Origin of the sequence: Streptomyces sp. NPDC051822, assembly GCF_044452745.1 — a bacterium.
Classification (GTDB): domain Bacteria; phylum Actinomycetota; class Actinomycetes; order Streptomycetales; family Streptomycetaceae; genus Streptomyces.
Window position 1 is genome coordinate 13,155 of record NZ_JBITBZ010000002.1, and the last position, 22,255, is coordinate 35,409.

A 22,255-nucleotide genomic window follows, 5' to 3' on the forward strand; every position below is an offset into this window, starting at 1 on the left:
TCAGATGCGTACGTCCATGAGAAGCGCCGCCGTCGCCGCCACCGCCGTCTCCTTCGCCCTGCTCGTCACCGCCTGTGGCGGGGAGAAGAAGGACGACAAGGGTGCGGGCAAGGACGGCGCGTCGGCATCCGCGTCGGCGACCGCGGCCGAGCCCGCGGCGAAGGCGCTGTCCGCCGCGGAGCTGGACAAGCTGATCGTCGAGACGGCCGACGTCAAGGGCCACAAGGTGGAGAAGGCCAAGGCCGGGGACGTCGTGTCGGCGGACAAGGTCACCACCGACAAGGCCGCCTGCGCGCCGATCGCCCACGCGATGTCCTTCATCGCGCCCGGCTCGCCCGCCGCGTCGGCGCAGCGCCGGGTGATCGCGGAGCCGAAGAAGAGCGCGACGGCCGCGCCGGAGGACGCGCTGCTCGCGGGGCTCGGCGTCCAGATGACGGCGCTGTCGCTCGGGTCGTACGACGGTCAGGGCGCCCAGGAGGCCTTCGCCTCGGTGAAGACGGCTGGTACCGAGTGCGCCGGCGGCTTCTCGGTGGACCAGGCCGCGGAGAAGACGAAGGTCACCAAGGTCGCCCCGGAGAGCGTCACGGCAGGTGACGAGGCGGTCGCGTTCTCCATCACCGTGGACATGGAGGGCCAGCCGCTCACCACCAAGCTCGTCGTCTTCCGCAAGGGCAACGCGCTGGCGTCGTTCTCGACGATCAGCTTCTCGCCCGAGGGCGTCAAGGGGCTGCCGACGGTCGTCATCGGCGCGCAGGAGAAGAAGCTCGCCTGATCGGTCGTGGCGGGGCCGGGGTGGTGGTGGCGGCAGTGTTGCGTCCGGTACCGGTCGGGGGCGAAGTGATCATGCGGGCGTGGCGGATGTCTAACGTGCGGATGGAAACGTCTGTTCGATTGTGATGAGAGAGTCCCGCGCCCATGAGACCCGTACGCCTCCGCCACCCCGCCCTCGCCGTCACCACCGCGTGCCTCGCCCTGCTCGTCACGGCGTGCGGCGGTGAGCAGAAGGGGACGGAGCCGGGCGGGGCGGCTGGGCCCGCGAAGGCCTCCGCGACGGCGACCGCCTCCGCCGCTCCGACGGCGGCCGCGACGATGCGCACGGACGAGCACTTCGCGTCGCTCGTCACGCAGGACGATCTCCCGCGCTACCGGGGGTTCGGGAACCTGGACGTCGACATGCTTCCGGCCACCGCCCTTGCCGTCGACAAGCCCGCCTGCAAGCCGATCGCCGATGCCCTGTTCGCGGTCCCGACCGACGCGCGGGGATCCTTGCGGCAGGTGCTGAGGCCCGAGCCCGGTACCGCCACGACGGAGGTCGCGGTCGGGACGTACGAGGGAACGAAGGCCCAGGAGTGGCTCACCGCCCTGAAGGCGGCCGTCGCCCCCTGCGCGAACGGGTTCACGGCGACCCAGGCGACGGACCTGATCAAGTACACACAGGTGAAGCCGGAGCCGCTGTCCGCGGGGGACGAGGCGCTCGCGTGGAGCGTCACCGTCGAGAAGAGGGGCGTGCCGATGCCGGTCCGGCTCGCCGTGGTCCGGAAGCGGAACAACGTGGCCGTCTTCTCCACGTACGACGCCAAGGGCGGCACGGTCGACCGGCAGCCGAAGGACCTCATCGACGCGCAGACCGCCAAGCTCCCCTAAGTCCGCGATCGCGGACCGCTTCCGTCCTACGCTTCCGTCATGTGTGGAATCGTGGGATACGTCGGCGGGCAGTCGGCGCTTGATGTGGTGGTCGCGGGTCTCAAGAGGCTCGAATACCGGGGCTACGACTCGGCCGGTGTCGCGGTGCTCTCCGACGGAGGCCTCGCCGCGGCGAAGAAGGCGGGCAAGCTCCTCAATCTGGAGAAGGAGCTCGTGGAACGGCCGCTGGCCGGCGGTTCCGTGGGCGTCGGGCACACCCGCTGGGCCACCCACGGGGGCCCGACCGACGTCAACGCGCACCCGCATCTCGACAACGCCGGGCGCGTCGCCGTCGTCCACAACGGCATCATCGAGAACTTCGCCGCCCTGCGCGAGGAACTGGCCGAGCGCGGCCACGCCCTGGGCTCCGAGACCGACACCGAGGTCGTCGCCCACCTCCTGGCCGAGGAGTTCTCCTCCGTCGGGGACCTCGCGGAGGCCATGCGCCTCGTGTGCCGGCGGCTCGACGGGGCGTTCACCCTCGTCGCCGTGCACGCCGACCAGCCGGACGTCGTCGTCGGCGCCCGCCGGAACTCGCCGCTCGTCGTCGGCGTCGGCGAGGGCGAGAACTTCCTCGCCTCCGACGTGTCCGCCTTCATCGCCCACACCCGTTCGGCGATCGAACTCGGCCAGGACCAGGTCGTCGAGCTGACCAGGGACGGCGTCACCGTCACCGACTTCGAGGGGGCGCCCGCCGACGTACGGGCCTACCACGTCGACTGGGACGCCTCGGCCGCCGAGAAGGGCGGCTACGACCACTTCATGCTCAAGGAGATCGCCGAGCAGCCCAGGGCCGTCGCCGACACCCTCCTCGGCCGCATCGACGGCGCCGGACGGCTCACCCTCGACGAGGTGCGCATCCCGGGCAGCGTGCTCCGCGAGGCCGACAAGGTCGTCATCATCGCCTGCGGCACCGCCTTCCACGCCGGGCTCATCGCCAAGTACGCCATCGAGCACTGGACCCGCATCCCCTGCGAGGTCGAGCTCGCCAGCGAGTTCCGCTACCGGGACCCGATCCTCGACCGGCGCACCCTGGTCATCGCGATCTCGCAGTCCGGCGAGACCATGGACACGCTGATGGCGCTCCGGCACGCCCGCGAGCAGGGCGCCAACGTCCTCGCCGTGTGCAACACGAACGGTTCGACGATCCCCAGGGAGTCGGACGCCGTGCTCTACACGCACGCCGGGCCCGAGGTCGCCGTCGCCTCCACCAAGGCCTTCCTCACCCAGCTCGTCGCCTGCTATCTGCTCGCGCTCTACCTCGGGCAGGTGCGCGGCACCAAGTGGGGCGACGAGATCCACGCCGTGGTGCGTGAGCTCGCGCGGATCGGCGACGAGGTCGAGCGGGTCCTGGAGACCATGGAGCCCGTCCGCGCCCTCGCCCGTTCCCTCGCCCACAAGGACACCGTGCTCTTCCTCGGGCGGCACGTCGGTTACCCGGTGGCTCTGGAGGGCGCGCTGAAGCTCAAGGAGCTCGCGTACATGCACGCCGAGGGCTTCGCCGCCGGCGAGCTCAAGCACGGGCCGATCGCGCTGGTCGAGGAGGACCTGCCGGTCGTCGTGGTCGTACCCTCGCCGAAGGGCCGCTCCGTCCTCCACGACAAGATCGTCTCCAATATCCAGGAGATCCGGGCGCGTGGTGCGCGGACCATCGTGATCGCCGAGGAGGGCGACGAGGCCGTCGTCCCGTACGCCGACCACCTCATCCGCATCCCGGCCACGCCTACGCTGCTCCAGCCGCTGGTCTCCACGGTGCCGCTCCAGGTCTTCGCCTGCGAGCTCGCCACCGCGCGGGGCAACGAGGTGGACCAGCCGCGCAACCTGGCCAAATCCGTGACCGTGGAGTGAGTGGGAAATGATCATTGGGGTGGGGATCGACGTGGCGGAGATCGACCGCTTCGCCGCGTCGATCGAACGGACACCGGGACTGCTCCAGCGCCTCTTCGTCGAGCGGGAGCTGCTGCTGCCGAGCGGCGAGCGGCGCGGCGTGGCCTCGCTCGCCGTGCGGTTCGCCGCCAAGGAGGCGCTCGCCAAGGCGCTCGGCGCGCCGGGCGGGCTGCACTGGACCGACGCCGAGGTGTACGTCGAGGGCACCGGGCAGCCCCGGCTGCGGGTGCGCGGGACGGTGGCGGCGCGGGCGGCGGAGTTGAACGTGAAGCACTGGCACGTGTCGCTGAGCCATGACGCGGGGGTGGCCTCGGCGGTGGTGATCGCCGAAGGGTGACCGCTCTTCGCCGCCGTACGGACCAGGGGCCAGGCCGTCGTGACACGGTCGGGCCCCTGGTCGCGTGGCGCGCGGCTGCCAGGGCCGGCGGCGGGTTGTGTGCGCCGCGCGCGTTCTGGGCCCCCTAGGGGGTGTCCCCGTCGTCGTCCCGCGCCGCTCGTCGTCGCCGGCGGGTCGCGATCAGGGCCGCGCCGCCCAGGGCGGCCAGGCTCGCCGCCGTGAGGGCGATGGGGAGGGTGCTACTTCCCGTGGCGGCGAGGCCGCCGGTGGTGGCCAGGCCGGTGGTGGGCGACTGGGCGGCTGTGCGGGCGTCGGCGGGGGTGCCGGCCTGCGTGGCGTCGGGCGTGGCCTCCGGTGTGGCCGACGGCGTGGTGTCCGGCGGGTTTCCCGTTTCGCCGGCCGGGGCCCCGGTCGTGGGTGCCGTCGGTGACGGTGCGGTTCGTGGTGGCGGCGGAGGCGGTGGAGGCGAGGCCGAGGGTGAGGGCGGCGGCGGAGGCCAGGGTGAGGGCGGAACGGGTGAGGGTGCGGGTGCGCATGACGGAGTGGCCCTCCCAAGGGATGGCTACTTAGGTAAGGCAAGCCTAAGTTGATCTGTGGGGGGGGGTGTCAACCCACGCCTCCGGGCGGGCCCTTGGGGGCTGCGGCAGACTGCTGACCATGCGTACCGCTCACCGCGAACAGACTGTCCGGGCCGCAGAGGCCGCCCTCATGGCCCGGCTTCCCCAAGGCGCCCTCATGTTCCGCGCCGCCGCCGGACTCGCCGCCGCCTGCTGCTCGCTCCTCGGCAAGGGACGGGTGTACGGGGCGAGGGTCGTCCTCCTCGTCGGCAGCGGCGACAACGGCGGCGACGCCCTGTACGCCGGCGCCCGGCTCGCCCGGCGCGGCGCCGGCGTCACCGCCGTCCTGCTCGGCGACCGCGCCCACGAAGGCGGGCTCGCGGCGCTCCGGGCGGCGGGAGGCAGGATCGCCGACGACCCGTTCGCACCCCTCGCCTCCGCCGACCTCGTCCTCGACGGCATCACCGGCATCGGCGGGCGGGGCGGGCTCAGGCCCGACGCCGTGCCCGTCGCGCGGGCCGCGCGCGGCTCCGACGCCGTCGTCGTCGCCGTCGACCTGCCCAGCGGCGTCGACGCGGACACCGGCGAGGTCGCGGGCGAGGCGCTGCGGGCGGACGTGACGGTGACCTTCGGGACCTACAAGCCCGGGCTGCTCGTCGACCCCGCACGGGAGTACGCGGGCGCGCTGCGGCTCGTCGACATCGGACTGGGCGCCGAACTGCCCGGCGTGCCCGACCTGGAGGCGCTCCAGCACGAGGACGTCGCCAGGCTGCTGCCCGTACCCGGCGCCGAGAGCGACAAGTACCGGCGCGGAGTCCTCGGCGTCGTCGCCGGATCCGCCCGCTACCCCGGCGCGGCCGTCCTCACCGTCACGGGCGCGCTGCGGGGCGGGGCGGGCGCCGTGCGGTACGTCGGGCCCGCCGCCGACGCGGTCATCGCCCGGCACCCCGAGACCCTCGTCCATCCGGGGCCGCCCTCCGCGGCCGGGCGGGTCCAGGCCTGGGTCGTCGGACCCGGGCTCGGCGACGAACCGGGTGTCGAGGAGGTCCTCGCCTCGGAGGTTCCCGTCCTCGTGGACGCGGACGGTCTCCGGGGCCTGGACCCGGCTCTCGTACGGGCCCGCCCGGCCCCGACCCTCCTCACCCCGCACGCCGGGGAGGCGGCGGCGCTGCTCGGCGTCACCCGCGAGGAGGTGGAGTCGGGGCGGCTCGCGGCGGTACGGGAACTGGTGGGGCGGTTCGGGGCGACGGTGCTGCTCAAGGGCTCGACGACGCTGGTGTACGGGCCCGGTGGCGGTCCCGTACGGGTGAACCCCACCGGGACCGGCTGGCTGGCCACGGCCGGCAGCGGCGACGTCCTCTCCGGCCTCGCCGGCTCCCTCCTCGCGGCGGGCCTCCCGGCGGTCGACGCGGCGTCGTGCGCGGCGTACCTGCACGGGCTGGCGGGGCGGCGGGGGTCTGGGACGGCGGGGCCGGTGACGGCGGGGGAGGTGGCGGAGGGGTTGGGGGAGGCGTGGCGGGACGTGTGCGGAGGGTCGTAGCCACGGCGGTTGAGCCCCCCACCCCACCCCTTCCCGAAACCCTGCCGGGGGCTGGTGGGGGTGGGGGGTGGATGTCACGGGGGCTGCGCCCCCGGGCCCCAGGGCGCCCGCTTCGCGGCGCCACGGGTGGACGTGTTGTTTGCGGGGCGGCCCCGGGGGCTGCGCCGCCGTGCCCCCTCCGGGGCTGTGCCCCCGTGCCCGCTCCGGGGCTGTGCCCCCGTGCCCCCTCCGGGGGCTGTGCCCCCGTGCCCCCTCCGGGGGCTGCGCCCCCCGTGCCCGCTCCGGGGCTGTGCCCCCGTGCCCGCTCCGGGGCTGTGCCCCCGTGCCCCCTCCGGGGGCTGCGCCCCCCGTGCCCCCTCCGGGGGCTGCGCCCCCCGTGCCCCCTCCGGGGGCTGCGCCCCCCGTGCCCCCTCCGGGGGCTGCGCCCCCCGTGCCCGCTCCGGGGCTGCGGCCCCGTGCCCGCTCCGGGGCTGTGCCCCCCCGTGCCCCTTCCGGGGGCTGCGCCCCCCATACCCCCTCCGGGGCTGTGCCCCATGCCCCCCCCCAAGGCGCTCGCTTCGCCGCGCTGGGGTCGGTGGTTCCGCCGCCGTGCGGGCGGTGGCGGGGGAGCCTCCACTTGGGCGAAACCGTTGCCCCAGCCGCGTCTCTCGGTGTGCCGGGTGGCGGGGGTGGGGTTTGGGTGGGTGGGGTGATCAGTTCGAGAAGTCGTGTCGCTTCGTTGTCGTTCGTTCTTGCCGCCGCGCTCGCCGTCGGGCCCGTCGCCGTCGCCGCCGCCGATGAGCCGGGTGGTGGGGGCGCGCCCGTGCCGCCCGGCGAGTCCGCCGAGTCCGCCGAGGCGCTCGTGCCCGGGGTGATCGGGGGTGGGCGGGCCGAGTATCCGATGGATACGCCCGACCAGGTGTTGCCGCCCCTGCGCTCGGAGGGGGGTGTGCCCGTGCCCGAGCCGGAGCAGGAGGTCGACGAGTCCGTCGAGTACATGCCCCGCAGTGCCGTCGGAGCGGCCTGTACCGCCTCCACCGGGACCCACCAGCGGCAGGTCGAGCGGCTGCTGAAGCTGCGGGTCGACGGGAAGCAGTCCGCCGCCGACTGCCGGGCCATCAAGGCCTTCCAGGTCAAGGAGAAGATCAAGCCCGCCAACGGGTACGCGGGACCCGTCACCTGGTCCAGGGCCGAGCTGCTCGCCGCCCGGAAGAACCTCGACCCCGGACGGCGCTGCCCCGTCAAGAAGTACGCCGTCGCCTGTGTCGATCTCGACCGGCAGTTGATGTGGGTGCGGAAGGACAAGAAGGTCACCTTCGCCGTCGTCAACATCCGCAGCGGGCGGCCCGGGTACGCCACCCGTACCGGCTGGCACTCCGTCTACTGGCGCAACAAGGACCACTGGTCGTCCATCTACGACACCCCCATGCCCTTCTCCCAGTTCTTCGACGGCGGCCAGGCCTTCCACGCCGTCTACGGGCAGCTCGCCACACCCACAGGCAGCCGGGGCTGCGTCAATCTGAGTTACCGCCACGCCGAGAAACTCTGGGACGTGCTGCGCAAGGGTGACCGGGTCTACATCTGGGGAAAGCGGCCCGGCAGCTGACACCTGAGAGACTGGGCGCGATGACTGAGACACCGCCGCCCCGCAGAGCCCGCGCCGAGATCGACCTCGGCGCGCTGCGTGCGAACGTCCGCACGCTGCGCGCCCGCGTCGCCCCCCACGTCCGCGTCATGGCCGTGGTCAAGGCCGACGCGTACGGACACGGCGCCGTCCGCTGTGCCCGCGCCGCCCTGGAGGCGGGCGCCGACTGGCTGGGGACGGCCACCCCGCACGAGGCGCTCGCGCTGCGGGCCGCCGGGATCACCGACGTGCCGGTCATGTGCTGGCTCTGGACGCCCGGGGACCCGTGGGACCAGGGCATCGAAGCCGGTCTCGACATGTCCGTGAGCGGGATGTGGGCCCTGGAGGAGGTCGTCGAGGCGGCCGGCAGGACCGGACGGACGGCTCGTATCCAGCTCAAGGCCGACACCGGACTCGGGCGCAACGGCTGCCAGCCCGCCGACTGGCCCCGGCTCGTCGGCGAGGCCCTCACGGCGGAGAAGAACGGCCTCGTCAAGGTCACCGGGCTCTGGTCGCACTTCGCCTGCGCCGACGAGCCCCGCCACCCCTCCATCGCCGCCCAGCTCGACGTCTTCCGCTCGATGCTCGACCACGCAGAGAAGGCCGGTGTCGAGCCCGAGGTCCGGCACATCGCCAACTCGCCCGCCACCCTCACCCTTCCCGAGGCCCACTTCGACATGGTCAGGCCCGGCATCGCGATGTACGGCGTCTCGCCGAGCCCCGAGCTCGGCACCTCCGCCGAGCTGGGCCTCAGGCCGGTCATGTCGCTGAAGGGCAGCATCGCGCTGGTCAAGCAGGTGCCGGAGGGCCACGGGGTCAGTTACGGCCACCACTACGTCACCGAGGGGGAGACCACCCTCGGGCTCGTGCCGCTGGGGTACGCCGACGGCGTCCCCCGGCACGCCTCCGGCCGCGGGCCCGTCCTCGTCGACGGCAAGGTCCGCACGGTCGCCGGGCGGGTCGCCATGGACCAGTTCGTGGTCGACCTCGGCGGAGACACGCCCGAGCCCGGCACCGAGGCGGTGCTCTTCGGCTCGGGGGAGCGGGGCGAGCCGACCGCCGAGGACTGGGCGGTGGCCGCCGACACCATCGCGTACGAGATCGTCACCCGGATCGGCGCGCGCGTCCCGCGCGTGTACCTGGGCGAGTAGGGGGGCCACGGCGTGGGCGAGGCAGGCGGCACCGGTACCACCAGCTGGCGGCGCGCCGGGTTCGCCGGCGCCGCGATAGGCGTCCTCGCCGCGGGCGCCGCGGTCGGGGTCGCCGCCGAGCGGCTGACCGTCGGCCGTTCCGTACGGCAGAAGGCGCGGCTCGCGCTCGACGCCACCGGCCCGTACGGCGGGCTGCGCGGGACGTCCGGCCGGGCCCTCGCCGACGACTCGACCGTCCTCTACTACGAGGTGGACGAGGTCGAGGAGGAAGCTCCGCCCGCCCGCAGGCGGCGCCTCTTCGGGCGCAAGGAGCCCGCCCCCGTCACCGTCGTCTTCAGCCACGGCTACTGCCTCAACCAGGACTCCTGGCACTTCCAGCGGGCGGCGCTGCGCGGTCTCGTCAGGACCGTCTACTGGGATCAGCGCAGTCACGGCCGTTCGGGCGCCGGTGTCTCGCAGGCCGGTCCCGACGGTGTGCCCGTCACCATCGACCAGCTCGGCCGCGACCTCAAGGCCGTCCTCGACGTCGCCGCGCCCGAGGGCCCGCTCGTCCTCGTCGGGCACTCGATGGGCGGCATGACGATCATGGCGCTCGCCGAGCGGTACCCGGAGTTCGTCCGGGACCGGGTCGTCGGCGTCGCCTTCGTCGGCACCTCGGCCGGAAAGCTCGCGGAGGTCTCGTACGGGCTGCCCATCGCCGGCGTCAACGCCGTCCGCCGGGTCCTGCCGGGGGTGCTGCGGGCGCTCGGCTCCCAGGCGGAGCTGGTCGAGCGGGGCCGCAGGGCGACCGCGGACCTGTTCGCCGGGCTGATCAAGAAGTACTCGTTCGCGTCGAGGGACGTCGACCCGGCGGTCGCCCGCTTCGCGGAGCGGATGATCGAGTCGACACCGATCGACGTGGTCGCCGCCTTCTACCCGGCCTTCGCCGAGCACGACAAGGCCGCCGCCCTGCCCGTCCTCGCCGATCTTCCGGTGCTCGCGCTCGCCGGGGACCACGACCTGGTGACCCCCAGTTCCCACACCGAGGCCATCGCCGATCTCCTCCCGGACGCGGAGCTGGTCATCGTCCCGGACGGCGGCCATCTGGTGATGCTGGAGCACCCGGAGGCGGTCACCGACCGCCTCGCCGACCTGCTCGTACGGGCGGGGGCGGTGCCGGCGCCGGTCGCGGCCGATCCGGACCCCCGCAACGGATAAATTGGCGGGCATGGAAGCAGCGCACCCGCCCCTCTCCGGCGCCACCCTCTCCGTCGACTCCCCCCAGCGGATGCAGGAACTCGGCCGCCGCCTCGCGAAGATCCTCCGCCCCGGCGACCTCGTCATGCTCACCGGCGAACTCGGCGCCGGGAAGACCACCCTGACCCGGGGCCTCGGCGAGGGCCTCGGGGTGCGCGGGGCCGTCACCTCCCCGACCTTCGTCATCGCCCGCGTCCACCCGTCCCTGGTCGGCGGCCCGGCCCTGGTGCACGTGGACGCGTACCGCCTCGGCGGCGGTCTCGACGAGATGGAGGACCTCGACCTGGACGTCTCGCTGCCCGAGTCGGTCGTCGTCGTCGAGTGGGGTGACGGCAAGGTCGAGGAGCTGACCGACGACCGGCTGCACCTCCTGATCCACCGCGTGACCGGCGACACCGACGACGACCGGCGGACGGTCGTGCTGCGCGGGATCGGCCGGCGCTGGGCCGGCGAGGACCTGGAAGTGCTCTGAGCGGCCGTGCGGGCGGGCAGGTAGATTCCGACAACGTGTCGGGAAGGTGTTGCGTCGTTCGTACGTGGCGTGGTGACATGGATGCACGAGCTGGTTAGGTGTACCTAACCTACGGGAGGCATGCATGGCGACGCAGGAGCGTGCGGGACACGGCCGGGACCACGTCCCGATGAGTGAGCTGCTGGCGTCCTGCGTGGCCGCCCGCACCCTTTCGACCCCACCCTCGCTCCACTCCGAGCGCGCGGAACGGGCCGAGCGGGCCGAGCGGGCGGAACGTGACGAGATCCTGCACGTGCCCGTGCGGGACGAGGCGGCGTAGCGCCACCGCACCTCGGGCAGTCGCTTCTCAGGCGACGACGACGACCTTCGCGCCGATCACCGCGAACATCCACAGCGCGTCCCCGTCGGCACGCTTCATGCGGATCCCGCCCGTCTTCCGCGACGGGTCCGGGCTCGGCGTCGAGCCGTCGACCGCCGCGCTGAAACCGATCGACACGTCCTCGGCCGTCGCGAACCGCACCACGTGCTCGATCTGCACGCCGTCCGAACCGCGGACCGACCCCGAGCGCGAGGTCACGCTGTACGACCCGGGCGCCGGGTTCACCGTGCTCGGCATCACCGTGAACGTACGGGTGGTCTTGCCCTTCTCGTCGACCAGCCACACCCGGCGGTCGGCGAGCGCGTAAACGACCCGCTCACCGGTGCCCGAGTTCGCCGGGACGGCGAGGGGGTTCCTGGGAGGCTGCGTCGGGCCGCCGCTCGGCGAGATCGACGGGGCGGCGGTGCTCGTCGCCCGCGGCTTCTCCGCCAGGTTCGCCGGCACGTTCGCGGAGGCCTGGTAGGCGAGGAAGCCGACCGCCGCGACGGCCGCCGCCGTGAGCCCGGCCACGAATCCCGAGCTGCTCCGTGCCACCGTGCCCACCTCTCGTACGAACGTATCGAAGGGTGACGGTAGCAGCAGGGGGAGCGAGGGGCGGGGCACCGTGCCCGGGAGCCGTAGGCTGTTCGCGTGCTGTTGCTCGCCATGGATACCGCCACCCCCGCCGTCACCGTCGCCCTGCACGACGGCGAGGCCGTCGTCGCCTCGTCGAGCCAGGTCGACGCCCGCCGTCACGGGGAGCTGCTGCTGCCCGCCGTCGACCGGGTCCTCAAGGAGGCCGGGCTGAAGCTCGACGCGGTCACCGGCGTCGTCGTCGGTGTCGGCCCCGGCCCCTACACGGGCCTGCGCGTCGGCCTCGTCACGGCCGCCGCCTTCTCCTCCGCCCTCGGGGTCCCGGTCCACGGACTCTGCACCCTCGACGGCCTCGCGTACGCCTCCGGGATCGACGAGCCCTTCGCCGTCGCCACGGACGCGCGCCGCAAGGAGGTCTACTGGGCGCGGTACGACGACTCCCGCACGCGCGCGGGCGACGCGGCCGTCGACCGGCCCGCCGACATCGCCGAGCGGCTCGCCGGTCTCCCGGTCGTCGGCGCGGGCGCCCGCCTCTACCCGGAGGCCTTCCCCGACGCCCGCGACCCCGAGCACCAGTCGGCCGCGGCGCTCGCCGCGCTCGCCGCGGAGAAGCTGGCGGCCGGCGGGGACGGGTTCCTCGACCCGCTGCCGATGTACCTGCGCCGCCCCGACGCGCAGGTGCCGAAGAACTACAAGGTGGTCACTCCCAAGTGACCGGCCCCGTGGAGCTGCGCGAGATGCGCTGGTGGGACATCACCCCGGTGCTGGCCCTCGAGGACGAGCTCTTCCCCGAGGACGCCTGGTCGGCGGGGATGTTCTGGTCGGAGCTCGCGCACGCGCGGGGCCCCGGGGCCACGCGCCACTACATCGTCGCCGAGGACGGCGCGGGGCGGATCGTCGGATACGCCGGGCTCGCCGCCGCCGGCGGACTCGGCGACGTGCAGACGATCGCCGTCGCCCGCGACCAGTGGGGCACCGGCCTCGGCGCCCGGCTCCTCACCGACCTCCTGAAGGAAGCCACCGCCTTCGAGTGCGACGAGGTCCTCCTCGAAGTGCGCGTGGACAACACCCGGGCCCAGAAGCTCTACGAGCGCTTCGGCTTCGAGCCCATCGGCTTCCGGCGCGGCTACTACCAGCCCGGAAACGTGGACGCGCTCGTGATGCGACTGACCGTCCAAGGAACTGAGACCGAGATCTGATGTCCGTACCGACCCATGGCTGGAATGACTGATGGCTGCTGACGAACCCCTCGTACTCGGCATCGAGACCTCCTGCGACGAGACCGGCGTCGGCATCGTCCACGGCACCACGCTCCTCGCCGACGCCGTCGCGTCCAGCGTCGACACCCACGCCCGCTTCGGCGGCGTCGTGCCCGAGATCGCCTCCCGCGCCCACCTGGAGGCGATGGTCCCGACGATCGAACGCGCCCTCAAGACGGCCGGCGTCTCCCCGAAGGACCTCGACGGCATCGCCGTCACCGCGGGGCCCGGCCTCGCGGGCGCGCTGCTCGTCGGCGTATCGGCCGCCAAGGCGTACGCGTACGCACTCGGCAAGCCGCTCTACGGCGTGAACCACCTCGCCTCGCACATCTGCGTCGACCAGCTGGAGCACGGCAAGCTGCCCGAGCCGACGATGGCCCTGCTCGTCTCCGGCGGCCACTCCTCGCTGCTGCTCTCCGCCGACATCACCTCCGACGTGCGGCCCCTCGGCGCCACCATCGACGACGCGGCCGGCGAGGCCTTCGACAAGATCGCCCGCGTCCTCGACCTCGGCTTCCCCGGCGGACCGGTCATCGACCGGCTCGCCAGGGAGGGCGACCCGGCCGCCATCGCGTTCCCGCGCGGCCTGAGCGGCTCCAGGGACCCCGCGTACGACTTCTCCTTCTCCGGCCTCAAGACGGCCGTGGCCCGCTGGATCGAGGCCAAGCGCGCGGCCGGCGAGGACGTGCCGGTGCGGGACGTGGCCGCGTCCTTCCAGGAGGCGGTCGTCGACGTGCTCACCCGCAAGGCCGTCCGGGCCTGCAAGGACGAGGGCGTCGACCACCTGATGATCGGCGGCGGCGTCGCCGCCAACTCGCGCCTCCGGGCCCTCGCGGAGGAGCGCTGCGAGCGGGCCGGCATCCGGCTGCGGGTGCCGCGCCCCGGCCTGTGCACCGACAACGGCGCGATGGTCGCGGCCCTCGGCTCCGAGATGGTCGCCCGCAACCGGCCGGCCTCCGACCTGGAGCTGTCGGCGGACTCGTCGCTTCCGGTGACGGACCCGCACGTGCCCGGCCGTGCCCACGACCACGATCACGTGCACGAGGTCAGCAAGGAGAACCTGTACTCGTGAGGCTCACCCTCATGTGGGAGGCGCGGGCCGCCCAGGGCCGGGGCGCCGAGCTCCTGGAGTGGGCACGTGCCCAGGTCCTGGGCCGTGAGCCGGTCCGGCGGGAGATCCTCCGCGCCCCCCAGGACCGCGTCCTCGTCCTCACCTGGTGGGAGGCGGAGTCCTTCGACGCCGAGCTGCCCGAGCTGCCCGAGCCGGACGCGGACCTGATCACCCGTCCGGTCCACCGCTGGCGCTTCGAATCGGTGGAATAAGCGAGGGTCGGGCAACCTTTCGGTTCGGACGGGCATCCCACAACGCGTGAAGAAGACGATCGCGCTGTGGGCGGCCCTCACCGCCGTCGCCCTGCTCGTGACCGGCTGCGCGTCGGAGGACCCCGCCGCCGCCCCGGCCCCGAGGCGGCCGGCCGAGAGCGGGGCGACGCCTCCGGCGGGGGACAGGGCAGGGGGCTCGGTGCCGGACGAGGCGCCGGCGGGCCCCGGGGCCGCCGCAGCCGCCGCGTACCGCAAGTGGGGGCTCAAGCCCTTCGCGCAGCCGCCGGCCCCGCCCGCGACCAAGCCGGTCGTCCGGCGGCCCGGCGGACCCGTCCCCGTCATCAGCGACGTCCCCACCACCGAGAAGATCGTCTTCATCACGATCGACGACGGTGCGGAGAAGGACCCCGAGTTCGTCACGATGATGAAGGACCTCAAGGTCCCCGTCACGATGTTCCTCACCGACGCGGCCATCCGCGGCGACTACGCGTACTTCGCCCCGCTCGTCGCCCAGGGCCACGGGCTCGCCAACCACACCCTCACCCACCCCAACCTGCGCACCCTCTCGCGCGAGGCCCAGCGCCGCGAGATCTGCGGCCAGCAGACGAAGCTGACGCAGCGGTACGGCACGGCCCCGCGGCTCTTCCGCCCGCCCTACGGCAACTGGAACGAGGACACCCGCGCGGCGGCGGGCACGTGCGGCGTCGACGCGATCGTGCTGTGGCGCGAGTCCATGCAGATCAAGAACATGCAGTACCAGCGCGGCGACCGGAAGCTGCGCCCCGGCGACATCATCCTGGCCCACTTCCGCGGCCCCTCCGAGCTCAAGGGCCGGACGATGACCGAGATGACGGCCACGATGCTGCGCCGCATCCAGGAGCAGGGCTTCACCGTGGCCCGCCTGGAGGACTACGTCTGAGGAATTCTCCGGGCGTGGTGTCGATGCGGGTCCGGCCCGTTCGACGTATGTGTGGAAGGCGGGGAACGGCCCCGCCACCCGCACCACCGAGGAGTCGTCATGCCCCGCTTCCTGTCCCTCGTCCGCATCGAGGAGAACACCATCGACATGGAGAGCGCCGACCCCGGCTTCGAGGAGCGGATGGGCGCGCTCTTCGAGGAGATCAACAAGGCCGGCGCCATGGTCGACACGGCCGGGCTCAGGCCCACCGCCGAGGCCACCCGGATCACCTGGTCGGACGGGAAGCTGTCGTACACCGACGGCCCGTTCACCGAGACCAAGGAGGTCGTCGGCGGCTACGCCATGCTCCAGTGCAAGGACATGGCCGAGGCCGTCGAGTGGGGGAAGCGCTTCCTGGCCGTCCACCCGCCGCAGTGGAAGGTCGGCCTGGAGGTCCGCGAGGTCGAGGAGATGCCGGAGGGCTGATCCGGCCGCCTTGTCGGTCCCGTGTGCTGTCATGTGAACCGTGACGGTGGAGAGCACGCTGGAGACGGTCTTCCGGATGGAGTCGGCGCGGATCGTCGCCACCGCGGCGCGGATCGTCCGGGACGTCGGCATCGCCGAGGAGATCGCCCAGGACGCGCTCCTCGCCGCCCTTGAGCAGTGGCCGCGGTCAGGGGTCCCGGAGCGGCCGGGAGCCTGGCTGACGGCCACCGCCAAGCACCGCGCCGTCGACCTGGTGCGGCGGCGCGAGACGTACGCGCGGAAGCTCGCCGAGGTGGGCAGGACGCTCACGGAGGAGTCGTACGACCCCGAGCCGGCGGGCCCCGGCGACATCGACGACGACGTGCTGCGGCTGATCTTCACCGCCTGTCACCCGGTGCTCTCCGCCGAGGCGAGGGCAGCCCTGACCCTGCGGCTCGTCGGCGGGCTCCGCACGGACGAGATCGCCCGCGCCTTTCTCGTGCCGGAGGCGACCGTCGCGGCCCGGATCACCCGCGCCAAGCGGACGCTCGCGAAGGCGGGCGTCGACTTCGAGGTGCCGTACGGGGAGGAGCGGGCGGCCCGGCTGGGCTCCGTCCTCGAGGTCGTCTACCTGATCTTCAACGAGGGGTACGCGGCCACCGCGGGCGACGACCTGCTGCGGCCCGGCCTGTGCGAGGACGCGCTGCGGCTCGCCCGGGTCCTCGCCGCCCTCGTACCGGAGGAGGGCGAGGCGCAGGGCCTGGCCGCCCTCCTGGAACTGCAGGCCTCCCGGGCGGCGGCGCGGACCGGGCCCGACGGGCGGCCGGTGCTGCTCGCCGCGCAGGACCGGCGGCGCTGGAACCGGCTGATGGTCCGGCGCGGGTTCGCCGCCCTGGAGCGGGCCGGGGACGGGCGCTCGTACGGGCCGTACGCCCTCCAGGCCGCCATCGCCGCCTGCCACGCGCGGGCCGCCTCGTACGAGGAGACCGACTGGACGACCATCGCCGCGCTGTACCGGCAGTTGGGGACGCTCGCCCCCTCCCCGGTGGTCGAACTGAACCGCGCGGTCGCCGTGTCGATGGCCGAGGGCCCGGCGGCGGCCCTCCCGATCGTCGACGCCCTCGCCGCCGAAGCCGCCCTGACCCGCTATCACCTGCTGCCGAGCGTGCGGGGCGACCTGCTGGCCCGGCTCGGGCGGGCGGCGGAGGCCCGTGCGGAGTTCGAGCGGGCCGCCGGGCTGACCCGTAACGAGAGCGAGCGGGCGCTGTTGCGGGAGAAGGCGCGGGAGCTGGGCGGAGGGTGACGGGGGCGGTCGGCGGGCGGCCGTCCGTGGGGGGTGTCCAACGGGGCCTGTTCGGCGCCCCCTTAGGGTGCTCGCCATGTCCCCGCGTACCCTGCTGCCGCCGCCGCCCCCGCCCGCCGAACTCCAGAGCTGGCCCGACCGGGACGCGCGGATCGCCGACCGGGCGCTGGCCCTCGACGAGCTCGGGAGGCGGCTGCTCGGCGGCGTGCGGCTCGTGATGTTCCTGCTCGGGTTCCTCCTGCTCCAGCTTGGCTGGGGGCTGATGAGCGTCCTTCTGATCTCGCTCGGCGGCCCGGAACCCGACCCGGTCATGATGCTGACCGGCCTCTTCACGGCGCTCCCGGGTGTTGGCGTGCTCGGCACGGCGGTGTGGCTGACGGTCCGCGGCATGCGGCGCGACCGGGTCGTGCGCGAACGCCTGGTCCTCTGGGCGGCCCTGGACCGGCACGGCCCGACGGACGCCCGACTGCGCGCCCCCGTCCTCAGCGTCTGCTGGCTGCTGCTGTCCGCCGCGATGTGCGGGTTCGGGCTGTGGATGGGCTTCGCGGTCCCGATGGGCGTCAGCCGGAACGACGGCTACGGCCTGGTCGCGTACGGCATGGGCATCGCCCTGATCCTCTGGGTCACGGGCCTCACGGGCCTGGTGAAGGCCGTCGGCCACTACCGCCTCGCGCTCCGCCTGACACGCGGGGGCCATTGAGAGGCTCTAGGGGGTGTCTTGCCCGGCGGATCATGGCCGGGTCCGCGGCGCTGTCCGACCCTGATCCGCCGGACAGGGCCTGGACTCAGCGGCCGCCGTCGCCGTCGGGGCGCGCCGGCCCGCCGATCAGCATCGTCGGGGCCCCCGCCACGCGCGTGAGCAGGACCGTCGCGGCGTTCGGGCCCTTCGGCTTCACCCTGCGGCGGATCTCCTCCGGCTCCACGGCCGAGCCGCGCTTCTTCACCGTCAGGGTGCCGACCTCGCGTTCCCGCAGCAGGGCCTTCAGCTTCTTCAGGTTGAAGGGGAGTTCGTCGGTGATCTCGTAGGCGGCGGCGTACGGGGTGGCGACGAGCGCGTCCGCTGTGACGTAGGCGATCGTCTCGTCGATCAGGCCGCCGTCCAGGTCCTCCGCGACCTCGGCGACGAGGTGCGCGCGGATGACCGCGCCGTCCGGCTCGTAGAGATAGCGGCCGACCGGGCGGACCGCCGGGTCGGGCAGGCCGCGGCCGGTGAGCCCCGCGCCCGAGGGCAGCAGGGTGGCCCGGCGGGCGCCCGGTTCCGTACCGAACCAGAGGACGGCCTCCTTGACGTCGCCGCCGTCCGAGATCCACTCGGCCTCGGCCTCGGCGGGCACCGCCTCGTGCGGGATGCCGGGGGCCACCTTCAGGGCCGCGTGCGGGGCCTTGCGGGCCGCCTCGACCGCCCAGGAGAGCGGCGGGGAGTACGCCTCCGGGTCGAAGATCCGGCCCCGGCCGCCGCGCCGCGCCGGGTCGACGAACACCGCGTCGTAGGGGGCGGTGTCGATGTCGGTGACGTCCGCGCACCGCACCTCGATCAGCTCGGAGAGGCCGAGCGCCTCGGCGTTGGCGCGGGCCACCTCCGCGGTCAGCGGGTCGCGGTCGACGGCGAGGACGGAGATCCCGGCGCGGGCGAGGGCGATCGCGTCGCCGCCGATCCCGGAGCAGAGGTCCGCGACACCGCGGACGCCGAGCGCCTTCAGGCGGGTGGCCCGGTAGGTGCCGACCGAGGCGCGGGTCGACTGCTCGACGCCGTTCGGGGTGAAGTACATCCGGTACGCGTCCTCGGCGCCGAACTTCGCCACCGCCCGCTGCCGCAGCCGTGCCTGCCCGACGGCCGCCGTGACCAGCTCGGCGGGGTGGTCGCGGCGGAGCCGGGAGACGACCGCGAGCTCCTGGGCGGGGTCGTGGTCGCGCAGGGCGGCGAGGAGGGTCTGTCCCTCGGGGCCGAGCAGGGAGGCGAAGGAGGCGAGGTCGGTCACCCGTCCCATTGTGGGCCCTGTGATGCTGTGGGCCGGCCGGGGGACGTGCGCGCGGTACGGCGGTGTCGCGCCCCGGGAGGCGGACGGGCGCTGACAGGATGCGGCGCCATACGACTCGTACGACAAAAGGAACAAATGATGGCAAATGGTGCCCATCGTTCGTCTCGTGCGCTCGGGGCGGCGCTCGTCGTCGCCGCCCTCGCCTCCGCCGCCGCGGGCTGCTCCGGCGGCGCCGAGCCGGACGCCGGCGCGCCCGCCCCCGCCGCCGGGCAGCAGCCCCCGGCGCAGGCCGCGTCGGGCGCGCTCAACGCGTACGTCGAGAAGATCCGCGCGCAGCGTGCCGCCCGCGTGCTCGCCGCGAAGAAGTGGGGCCTCGCCCGGCCCCCGCTCGACGCGCCCGCCCCGCCCGCCGTGAAGCCGAAGATCACCACCCGCAAGGGCTTCGAGACCGACGGCGAAGGGCTGCCGCCCGTCTTCACCACCGTGCCGACCAAGCAGAAGGTCGTCTTCCTGACGATCGACGACGGCGCCGAGAAGGACCCCGCGCTGCTGCGGATGATGACGGACCTGAAGATCCCGTACAGCGCCTTCCTCAGCGACTACGTCGTCAAGGACGACTACGGCTACTTCGCCCGGATGCAGAAGTCGCAGGAGGGCGGGGTCTCCCTGCACAACCACACCCTCAACCACCGCTACCTGCCCGGGCTCTCGTACCGGCAGCAGAAGCGCGAGATCTGCGGCATGCAGGACGTCATCGAGAAGCGGTACGGCAAGCGGCCGCCGCTCTTCCGCCCCCCGTACGGCAACTACAACGAGGACACCCTGCGCGCCGCCAAGAGCTGCGGGGTGAAGGCGGTTCCGCTGTGGGCCTCCGAGGCCTTCCCCGACCGCATGGAGTGGCGCGAGTGGGACCGGGACCTGCACCCCGGCGACATCGTGCTGACCCACTTCCGGGGCAAGGGCGACTGGAAGGGGTCCATGCCCGACATGATCCGCCGGGTGATGAACGTGATCACGGCCAAGGGGTACGCGGTCGCGAAGCTCGAGGACTACGTGTGAGGACACTCCCCGTACGCCGGGGGCGCTGGGCCGCGGTCCTCGCCGTGACCGGCGCGCTGCTCGCCCTCCCGGCCTGCGCCTCCTCGGTCGACCCGATCGAACGGCTCGGCCGGAAGGCGGCGGAGCGGGTGAACCCCCGTCCCACGCCGGCGAAGGACGCGAAGGACGCGGTGGGTGCGGTGGACGCGGTGGACGCGAAGGGGTGCAAGGGGCCGGGAAAGGGTCGCCCGGTCACGCCACGGAGCGATGAATTGGCACTCCGCTTGACCGAGTGCTAATCGCGGTCATAGTCTCGGCTCTGGCACTCCCCACCGGAGAGTGCCAACACAGCGACAGGCAGGTCCGGCACCCGCGACGACGGATCCACCTGGTCGCCACCTCAGACAGTTAACCCCGTAATCTCCGAAGGGGGAGGTCGGATCGTGACGACCACCAGCTCCAAGGTTGCCATCAAGCCGCTCGAGGACCGCATTGTGGTCCAGCCGCTCGACGCCGAGCAGACCACCGCCTCTGGCCTGGTCATCCCGGACACCGCCAAGGAGAAGCCCCAGGAGGGCGTCGTCCTGGCCGTCGGCCCGGGTCGCTTCGAGAACGGCGAGCGTCTGCCGCTCGACGTCAAGACCGGCGATGTCGTGCTGTACAGCAAGTACGGCGGCACCGAGGTGAAGTACAACGGCGAGGAGTACCTCGTCCTCTCGGCTCGCGACGTGCTCGCGATCGTCGAGAAGTAGTTCACCGAAGTACCGAAGTACCGAAGTACCGAGCACTGAAGCAGATGCTCAGAGCTGCGCCCCGAGGCCCCTTCCAGGCGCCCCGGGGCGCGGTTCGTTCCACCCTATTCCGAGAGGGCTGAACCGCTCCCATGGCGAAGATCCTGAAGTTCGACGAAGACGCCCGTCGCGCCCTTGAGCGCGGCGTCAACAAGCTTGCCGACACGGTGAAGGTGACGATCGGCCCCAAGGGCCGCAACGTCGTCATCGACAAGAAGTTCGGCGCCCCCACCATCACCAACGACGGTGTCACCATCGCCCGCGAGGTCGAGCTCGAGGACCCGTACGAGAACCTCGGCGCCCAGCTGGTGAAGGAGGTGGCGACCAAGACCAACGACATCGCGGGTGACGGCACCACCACCGCCACCGTGCTCGCCCAGGCCCTGGTCCGCGAGGGTCTGCGCAACGTCGCCGCCGGTGCCTCCCCGGCCGCCCTGAAGAAGGGCATCGACGCCGCCGTCAAGGCCGTCTCCGAGGAGCTCCTCGCCACCGCGCGTCCGATCGAGGACAAGTCCGACATCGCCGCCGTCGCCGCGCTCTCCGCGCAGGACCAGCAGGTCGGCGAGCTCATCGCCGAGGCGATGGACAAGGTCGGCAAGGACGGTGTCATCACCGTCGAGGAGTCCAACACCTTCGGCCTGGAGCTCGACTTCACCGAGGGCATGGCCTTCGACAAGGGCTACCTGTCCCCGTACATGGTGACCGACCAGGAGCGTATGGAGGCCGTCCTCGACGACCCGTACATCCTGATCAACCAGGGCAAGATCTCCTCCATCCAGGACCTGCTGCCCATCCTGGAGAAGGTCATCCAGGCCGGCGCCAGCAAGCCGCTCCTGATCATCGCCGAGGACGTCGAGGGCGAAGCCCTGTCGACCCTGGTCGTGAACAAGATCCGTGGCACGTTCAACGCCGTGGCCGTCAAGGCCCCCGGCTTCGGCGACCGCCGCAAGGCGATGCTCGGCGACATGGCCACCCTCACCGGTGCCACCGTCATCGCCGAGGAGGTCGGCCTCAAGCTCGACCAGGCCGGCCTGGACGTGCTCGGCACCGCCCGCCGCGTGACCATCGCCAAGGACGCCACCACCATCGTCGACGGTGGCGGCAACGCCGAGGACATCGCCGGCCGCGTCAACCAGATCAAGGCCGAGATCGAGTCCACGGACTCCGACTGGGACCGCGAGAAGCTCCAGGAGCGCCTCGCGAAGCTGGCCGGCGGCGTGTGCGTGATCAAGGTCGGCGCCGCCACCGAGGTGGAGCTGAAGGAGAAGAAGCACCGTCTGGAGGACGCCATCTCCGCGACCCGCGCCGCGGTCGAGGAGGGCATCGTCTCCGGTGGTGGCTCCGCTCTGGTCCACGCCGTCAAGGTCCTCGAGGGCAACCTCGACAAGACCGGCGACGAGGCCACGGGTGTCGCGGTCGTCCGCCGCGCCGCCGTCGAGCCGCTGCGCTGGATCGCCGAGAACGCCGGCCTCGAGGGCTACGTCATCACCTCGAAGGTCGCCGAGCTCGACAAGGGCCAGGGCTTCAACGCCGCCACCGGCGAGTACGGCGACCTGGTCAAGGCCGGCGTCATCGACCCGGTGAAGGTGACGCGCTCCGCCCTGGAGAACGCCGCCTCGATCGCCTCCCTCCTCCTCACCACCGAGACCCTCGTGGTGGAGAAGAAGGAAGAGGAGCCGGCGGACCACGGCCACGGCGGCCACGGCCACTCCCACTGACGCCAGTCGTCACCGATCGCCGAGGCCTGGTGCCCCGCTGATCACCGAGGCCCGGTGCCCCCG

The 22,255-nt window shown here is 73.1% G+C and carries 25 protein-coding genes; 22 read left to right on the forward strand and 3 right to left on the reverse strand.

Translation table 11 applies throughout. From position 1 onward, the window contains the following. Positions 1–16: 16 nt before the first annotated feature. From ACIA8N_RS05860 to ACIA8N_RS05875, 4 genes are all read left to right on the forward strand, one after another. Positions 17–772, forward strand: coding sequence for a hypothetical protein (locus tag ACIA8N_RS05860; RefSeq protein WP_365783243.1), 756 nt, complete (start codon positions 17–19; stop codon positions 770–772). Positions 773–915: 143 nt separating this feature from the next. After that, the gene (locus ACIA8N_RS05865; protein ID WP_365783245.1) at positions 916–1,644 is read left to right on the forward strand and encodes a hypothetical protein; all 729 of its coding nucleotides are present in this window, start codon (positions 916–918) and stop codon (positions 1,642–1,644) included. Between the two features lie 39 nt (positions 1,645–1,683). Continuing rightward, positions 1,684–3,531, forward strand: a complete 1,848-nt coding sequence (glmS, locus tag ACIA8N_RS05870) for a glutamine--fructose-6-phosphate transaminase (isomerizing) (protein ID WP_365783247.1) — start codon at positions 1,684–1,686, stop codon at positions 3,529–3,531. Positions 3,532–3,538: 7 nt separating this feature from the next. Next, a complete protein-coding gene (locus ACIA8N_RS05875; protein WP_030214077.1) occupies positions 3,539–3,907 on the forward strand; it encodes a holo-ACP synthase in 369 nt (122 codons plus the stop codon). Positions 3,908–4,146: 239 nt separating this feature from the next. Here ACIA8N_RS05875 and ACIA8N_RS05880 read toward each other — a convergent pair whose 3' ends face one another. After that, positions 4,147–4,443 (reverse strand): hypothetical protein, encoded by a 297-nt coding sequence (locus ACIA8N_RS05880; protein ID WP_365783249.1) that lies wholly within the window; start codon positions 4,441–4,443, stop codon positions 4,147–4,149. 121 nt (positions 4,444–4,564) lie between these two features. Between ACIA8N_RS05880 and ACIA8N_RS05885 the strand changes: the two genes are divergently transcribed. The 6 genes from ACIA8N_RS05885 to ACIA8N_RS05910 all read left to right on the forward strand — a co-directional run bounded on the left by ACIA8N_RS05885 (position 4,565) and on the right by ACIA8N_RS05910 (position 10,785). Next, positions 4,565–6,004, forward strand: a complete 1,440-nt coding sequence (locus ACIA8N_RS05885) for an NAD(P)H-hydrate dehydratase (protein ID WP_365783251.1) — start codon at positions 4,565–4,567, stop codon at positions 6,002–6,004. Between the two features lie 718 nt (positions 6,005–6,722). Then, positions 6,723–7,589 (forward strand): L,D-transpeptidase family protein, encoded by an 867-nt coding sequence (locus tag ACIA8N_RS05890; RefSeq protein ID WP_365783253.1) that lies wholly within the window; start codon positions 6,723–6,725, stop codon positions 7,587–7,589. A gap of 20 nt (positions 7,590–7,609) precedes the next feature. Further along, positions 7,610–8,758 (forward strand): alanine racemase, encoded by a 1,149-nt coding sequence (alr, locus tag ACIA8N_RS05895; protein WP_365783255.1) that lies wholly within the window; start codon positions 7,610–7,612, stop codon positions 8,756–8,758. 12 nt (positions 8,759–8,770) lie between these two features. Then, complete coding sequence (locus ACIA8N_RS05900) at positions 8,771–9,955, forward strand: alpha/beta hydrolase (RefSeq protein WP_365783257.1); 1,185 nt, start codon at positions 8,771–8,773, stop codon at positions 9,953–9,955. A gap of 10 nt (positions 9,956–9,965) precedes the next feature. Next, positions 9,966–10,466: a tRNA (adenosine(37)-N6)-threonylcarbamoyltransferase complex ATPase subunit type 1 TsaE gene (gene tsaE, locus ACIA8N_RS05905; protein WP_030211478.1), complete on the forward strand. Its 501-nt coding sequence runs from the start codon at positions 9,966–9,968 to the stop codon at positions 10,464–10,466. Between the two features lie 124 nt (positions 10,467–10,590). Continuing rightward, on the forward strand, positions 10,591–10,785 hold the full coding sequence (locus ACIA8N_RS05910; protein ID WP_365783259.1) for a hypothetical protein: 195 nt from the start codon (positions 10,591–10,593) through the stop codon (positions 10,783–10,785). Between the two features lie 27 nt (positions 10,786–10,812). Here the strand turns inward: ACIA8N_RS05910 and ACIA8N_RS05915 are convergent, their stop codons facing one another. Continuing rightward, positions 10,813–11,355 carry a hypothetical protein gene (locus ACIA8N_RS05915; protein WP_365783366.1) on the reverse strand — a complete coding sequence of 181 codons (543 nt, stop codon included), beginning with the start codon at positions 11,353–11,355 and terminating at the stop codon, positions 10,813–10,815. A 120-nt stretch (positions 11,356–11,475) separates the two neighbouring features. Here ACIA8N_RS05915 and tsaB point away from each other — a divergent pair, with 120 nt between their 5' ends. From tsaB to ACIA8N_RS05955, 8 genes are all read left to right on the forward strand, one after another. Then, positions 11,476–12,132, forward strand: coding sequence for a tRNA (adenosine(37)-N6)-threonylcarbamoyltransferase complex dimerization subunit type 1 TsaB (gene tsaB / locus ACIA8N_RS05920; protein WP_365783261.1), 657 nt, complete (start codon positions 11,476–11,478; stop codon positions 12,130–12,132). Between the two features lie 23 nt (positions 12,133–12,155). Beyond that, a complete protein-coding gene (rimI, locus tag ACIA8N_RS05925) occupies positions 12,156–12,617 on the forward strand; it encodes a ribosomal protein S18-alanine N-acetyltransferase (protein ID WP_030549220.1) in 462 nt (153 codons plus the stop codon). 31 nt (positions 12,618–12,648) lie between these two features. After that, positions 12,649–13,749 (forward strand): tRNA (adenosine(37)-N6)-threonylcarbamoyltransferase complex transferase subunit TsaD, encoded by a 1,101-nt coding sequence (gene tsaD, locus ACIA8N_RS05930; RefSeq protein WP_365783263.1) that lies wholly within the window; start codon positions 12,649–12,651, stop codon positions 13,747–13,749. Between the two features lie 11 nt (positions 13,750–13,760). Next, positions 13,761–14,000: a hypothetical protein gene (locus ACIA8N_RS05935; protein WP_365783368.1), complete on the forward strand. Its 240-nt coding sequence runs from the start codon at positions 13,761–13,763 to the stop codon at positions 13,998–14,000. 46 nt (positions 14,001–14,046) lie between these two features. Further along, positions 14,047–14,919: a polysaccharide deacetylase family protein gene (locus ACIA8N_RS05940; protein ID WP_365783265.1), complete on the forward strand. Its 873-nt coding sequence runs from the start codon at positions 14,047–14,049 to the stop codon at positions 14,917–14,919. Between the two features lie 99 nt (positions 14,920–15,018). Continuing rightward, a complete protein-coding gene (locus ACIA8N_RS05945; protein WP_030211465.1) occupies positions 15,019–15,384 on the forward strand; it encodes a YciI family protein in 366 nt (121 codons plus the stop codon). A 76-nt stretch (positions 15,385–15,460) separates the two neighbouring features. Continuing rightward, positions 15,461–16,666 (forward strand): RNA polymerase sigma factor, encoded by a 1,206-nt coding sequence (locus ACIA8N_RS05950; protein WP_399416073.1) that lies wholly within the window; start codon positions 15,461–15,463, stop codon positions 16,664–16,666. 76 nt (positions 16,667–16,742) lie between these two features. Beyond that, complete coding sequence (locus ACIA8N_RS05955) at positions 16,743–17,366, forward strand: hypothetical protein (RefSeq protein ID WP_365783269.1); 624 nt, start codon at positions 16,743–16,745, stop codon at positions 17,364–17,366. An 85-nt stretch (positions 17,367–17,451) separates the two neighbouring features. Here the strand turns inward: ACIA8N_RS05955 and ACIA8N_RS05960 are convergent, their stop codons facing one another. Beyond that, positions 17,452–18,654 carry a methyltransferase domain-containing protein gene (locus ACIA8N_RS05960; RefSeq protein WP_365783271.1) on the reverse strand — a complete coding sequence of 401 codons (1,203 nt, stop codon included), beginning with the start codon at positions 18,652–18,654 and terminating at the stop codon, positions 17,452–17,454. Positions 18,655–18,783: 129 nt separating this feature from the next. Here ACIA8N_RS05960 and ACIA8N_RS05965 point away from each other — a divergent pair, with 129 nt between their 5' ends. The 4 genes from ACIA8N_RS05965 to groL all read left to right on the forward strand — a co-directional run bounded on the left by ACIA8N_RS05965 (position 18,784) and on the right by groL (position 22,192). Further along, a complete protein-coding gene (locus tag ACIA8N_RS05965; RefSeq protein WP_365783273.1) occupies positions 18,784–19,704 on the forward strand; it encodes a polysaccharide deacetylase family protein in 921 nt (306 codons plus the stop codon). Continuing rightward, positions 19,701–19,982 carry a hypothetical protein gene (locus ACIA8N_RS05970; protein WP_365783275.1) on the forward strand — a complete coding sequence of 94 codons (282 nt, stop codon included), beginning with the start codon at positions 19,701–19,703 and terminating at the stop codon, positions 19,980–19,982. The genes ACIA8N_RS05965 and ACIA8N_RS05970 overlap by 4 nt, the downstream gene beginning before the upstream one ends. Before the next feature lie 144 nt (positions 19,983–20,126). Next, on the forward strand, positions 20,127–20,435 hold the full coding sequence (groES, locus tag ACIA8N_RS05975) for a co-chaperone GroES (RefSeq protein WP_015035628.1): 309 nt from the start codon (positions 20,127–20,129) through the stop codon (positions 20,433–20,435). 131 nt (positions 20,436–20,566) lie between these two features. After that, positions 20,567–22,192: a chaperonin GroEL gene (groL, locus tag ACIA8N_RS05980; protein ID WP_030549194.1), complete on the forward strand. Its 1,626-nt coding sequence runs from the start codon at positions 20,567–20,569 to the stop codon at positions 22,190–22,192. The last annotated feature ends 63 nt before the right edge of the window (positions 22,193–22,255 follow it).

Coding starts and splice junctions, on each gene's coding strand:
- ACIA8N_RS05960 (WP_365783271.1), bottom strand. CDS start 18,654: ATGGGACGGGTGACCGACCTCGCCTCCTTCGCCTCCCTGCTCGGCCCC.
- tsaD (WP_365783263.1), top strand. CDS start 12,649: ATGGCTGCTGACGAACCCCTCGTACTCGGCATCGAGACCTCCTGCGAC.
- glmS (WP_365783247.1), top strand. CDS start 1,684: ATGTGTGGAATCGTGGGATACGTCGGCGGGCAGTCGGCGCTTGATGTG.
- ACIA8N_RS05910 (WP_365783259.1), top strand. CDS start 10,591: ATGGCGACGCAGGAGCGTGCGGGACACGGCCGGGACCACGTCCCGATG.
- rimI (WP_030549220.1), top strand. CDS start 12,156: ATGCGCTGGTGGGACATCACCCCGGTGCTGGCCCTCGAGGACGAGCTC.
- ACIA8N_RS05865 (WP_365783245.1), top strand. CDS start 916: ATGAGACCCGTACGCCTCCGCCACCCCGCCCTCGCCGTCACCACCGCG.
- ACIA8N_RS05950 (WP_399416073.1), top strand. CDS start 15,461: ATGGAGTCGGCGCGGATCGTCGCCACCGCGGCGCGGATCGTCCGGGAC.
- ACIA8N_RS05880 (WP_365783249.1), bottom strand. CDS start 4,443: ATGCGCACCCGCACCCTCACCCGTTCCGCCCTCACCCTGGCCTCCGCC.
- ACIA8N_RS05885 (WP_365783251.1), top strand. CDS start 4,565: ATGCGTACCGCTCACCGCGAACAGACTGTCCGGGCCGCAGAGGCCGCC.
- ACIA8N_RS05965 (WP_365783273.1), top strand. CDS start 18,784: ATGGCAAATGGTGCCCATCGTTCGTCTCGTGCGCTCGGGGCGGCGCTC.
- alr (WP_365783255.1), top strand. CDS start 7,610: ATGACTGAGACACCGCCGCCCCGCAGAGCCCGCGCCGAGATCGACCTC.
- ACIA8N_RS05875 (WP_030214077.1), top strand. CDS start 3,539: ATGATCATTGGGGTGGGGATCGACGTGGCGGAGATCGACCGCTTCGCC.
- ACIA8N_RS05945 (WP_030211465.1), top strand. CDS start 15,019: ATGCCCCGCTTCCTGTCCCTCGTCCGCATCGAGGAGAACACCATCGAC.
- ACIA8N_RS05860 (WP_365783243.1), top strand. CDS start 17: ATGAGAAGCGCCGCCGTCGCCGCCACCGCCGTCTCCTTCGCCCTGCTC.
- ACIA8N_RS05935 (WP_365783368.1), top strand. CDS start 13,761: ATGTGGGAGGCGCGGGCCGCCCAGGGCCGGGGCGCCGAGCTCCTGGAG.
- ACIA8N_RS05955 (WP_365783269.1), top strand. CDS start 16,743: ATGTCCCCGCGTACCCTGCTGCCGCCGCCGCCCCCGCCCGCCGAACTC.
- groL (WP_030549194.1), top strand. CDS start 20,567: ATGGCGAAGATCCTGAAGTTCGACGAAGACGCCCGTCGCGCCCTTGAG.
- tsaE (WP_030211478.1), top strand. CDS start 9,966: ATGGAAGCAGCGCACCCGCCCCTCTCCGGCGCCACCCTCTCCGTCGAC.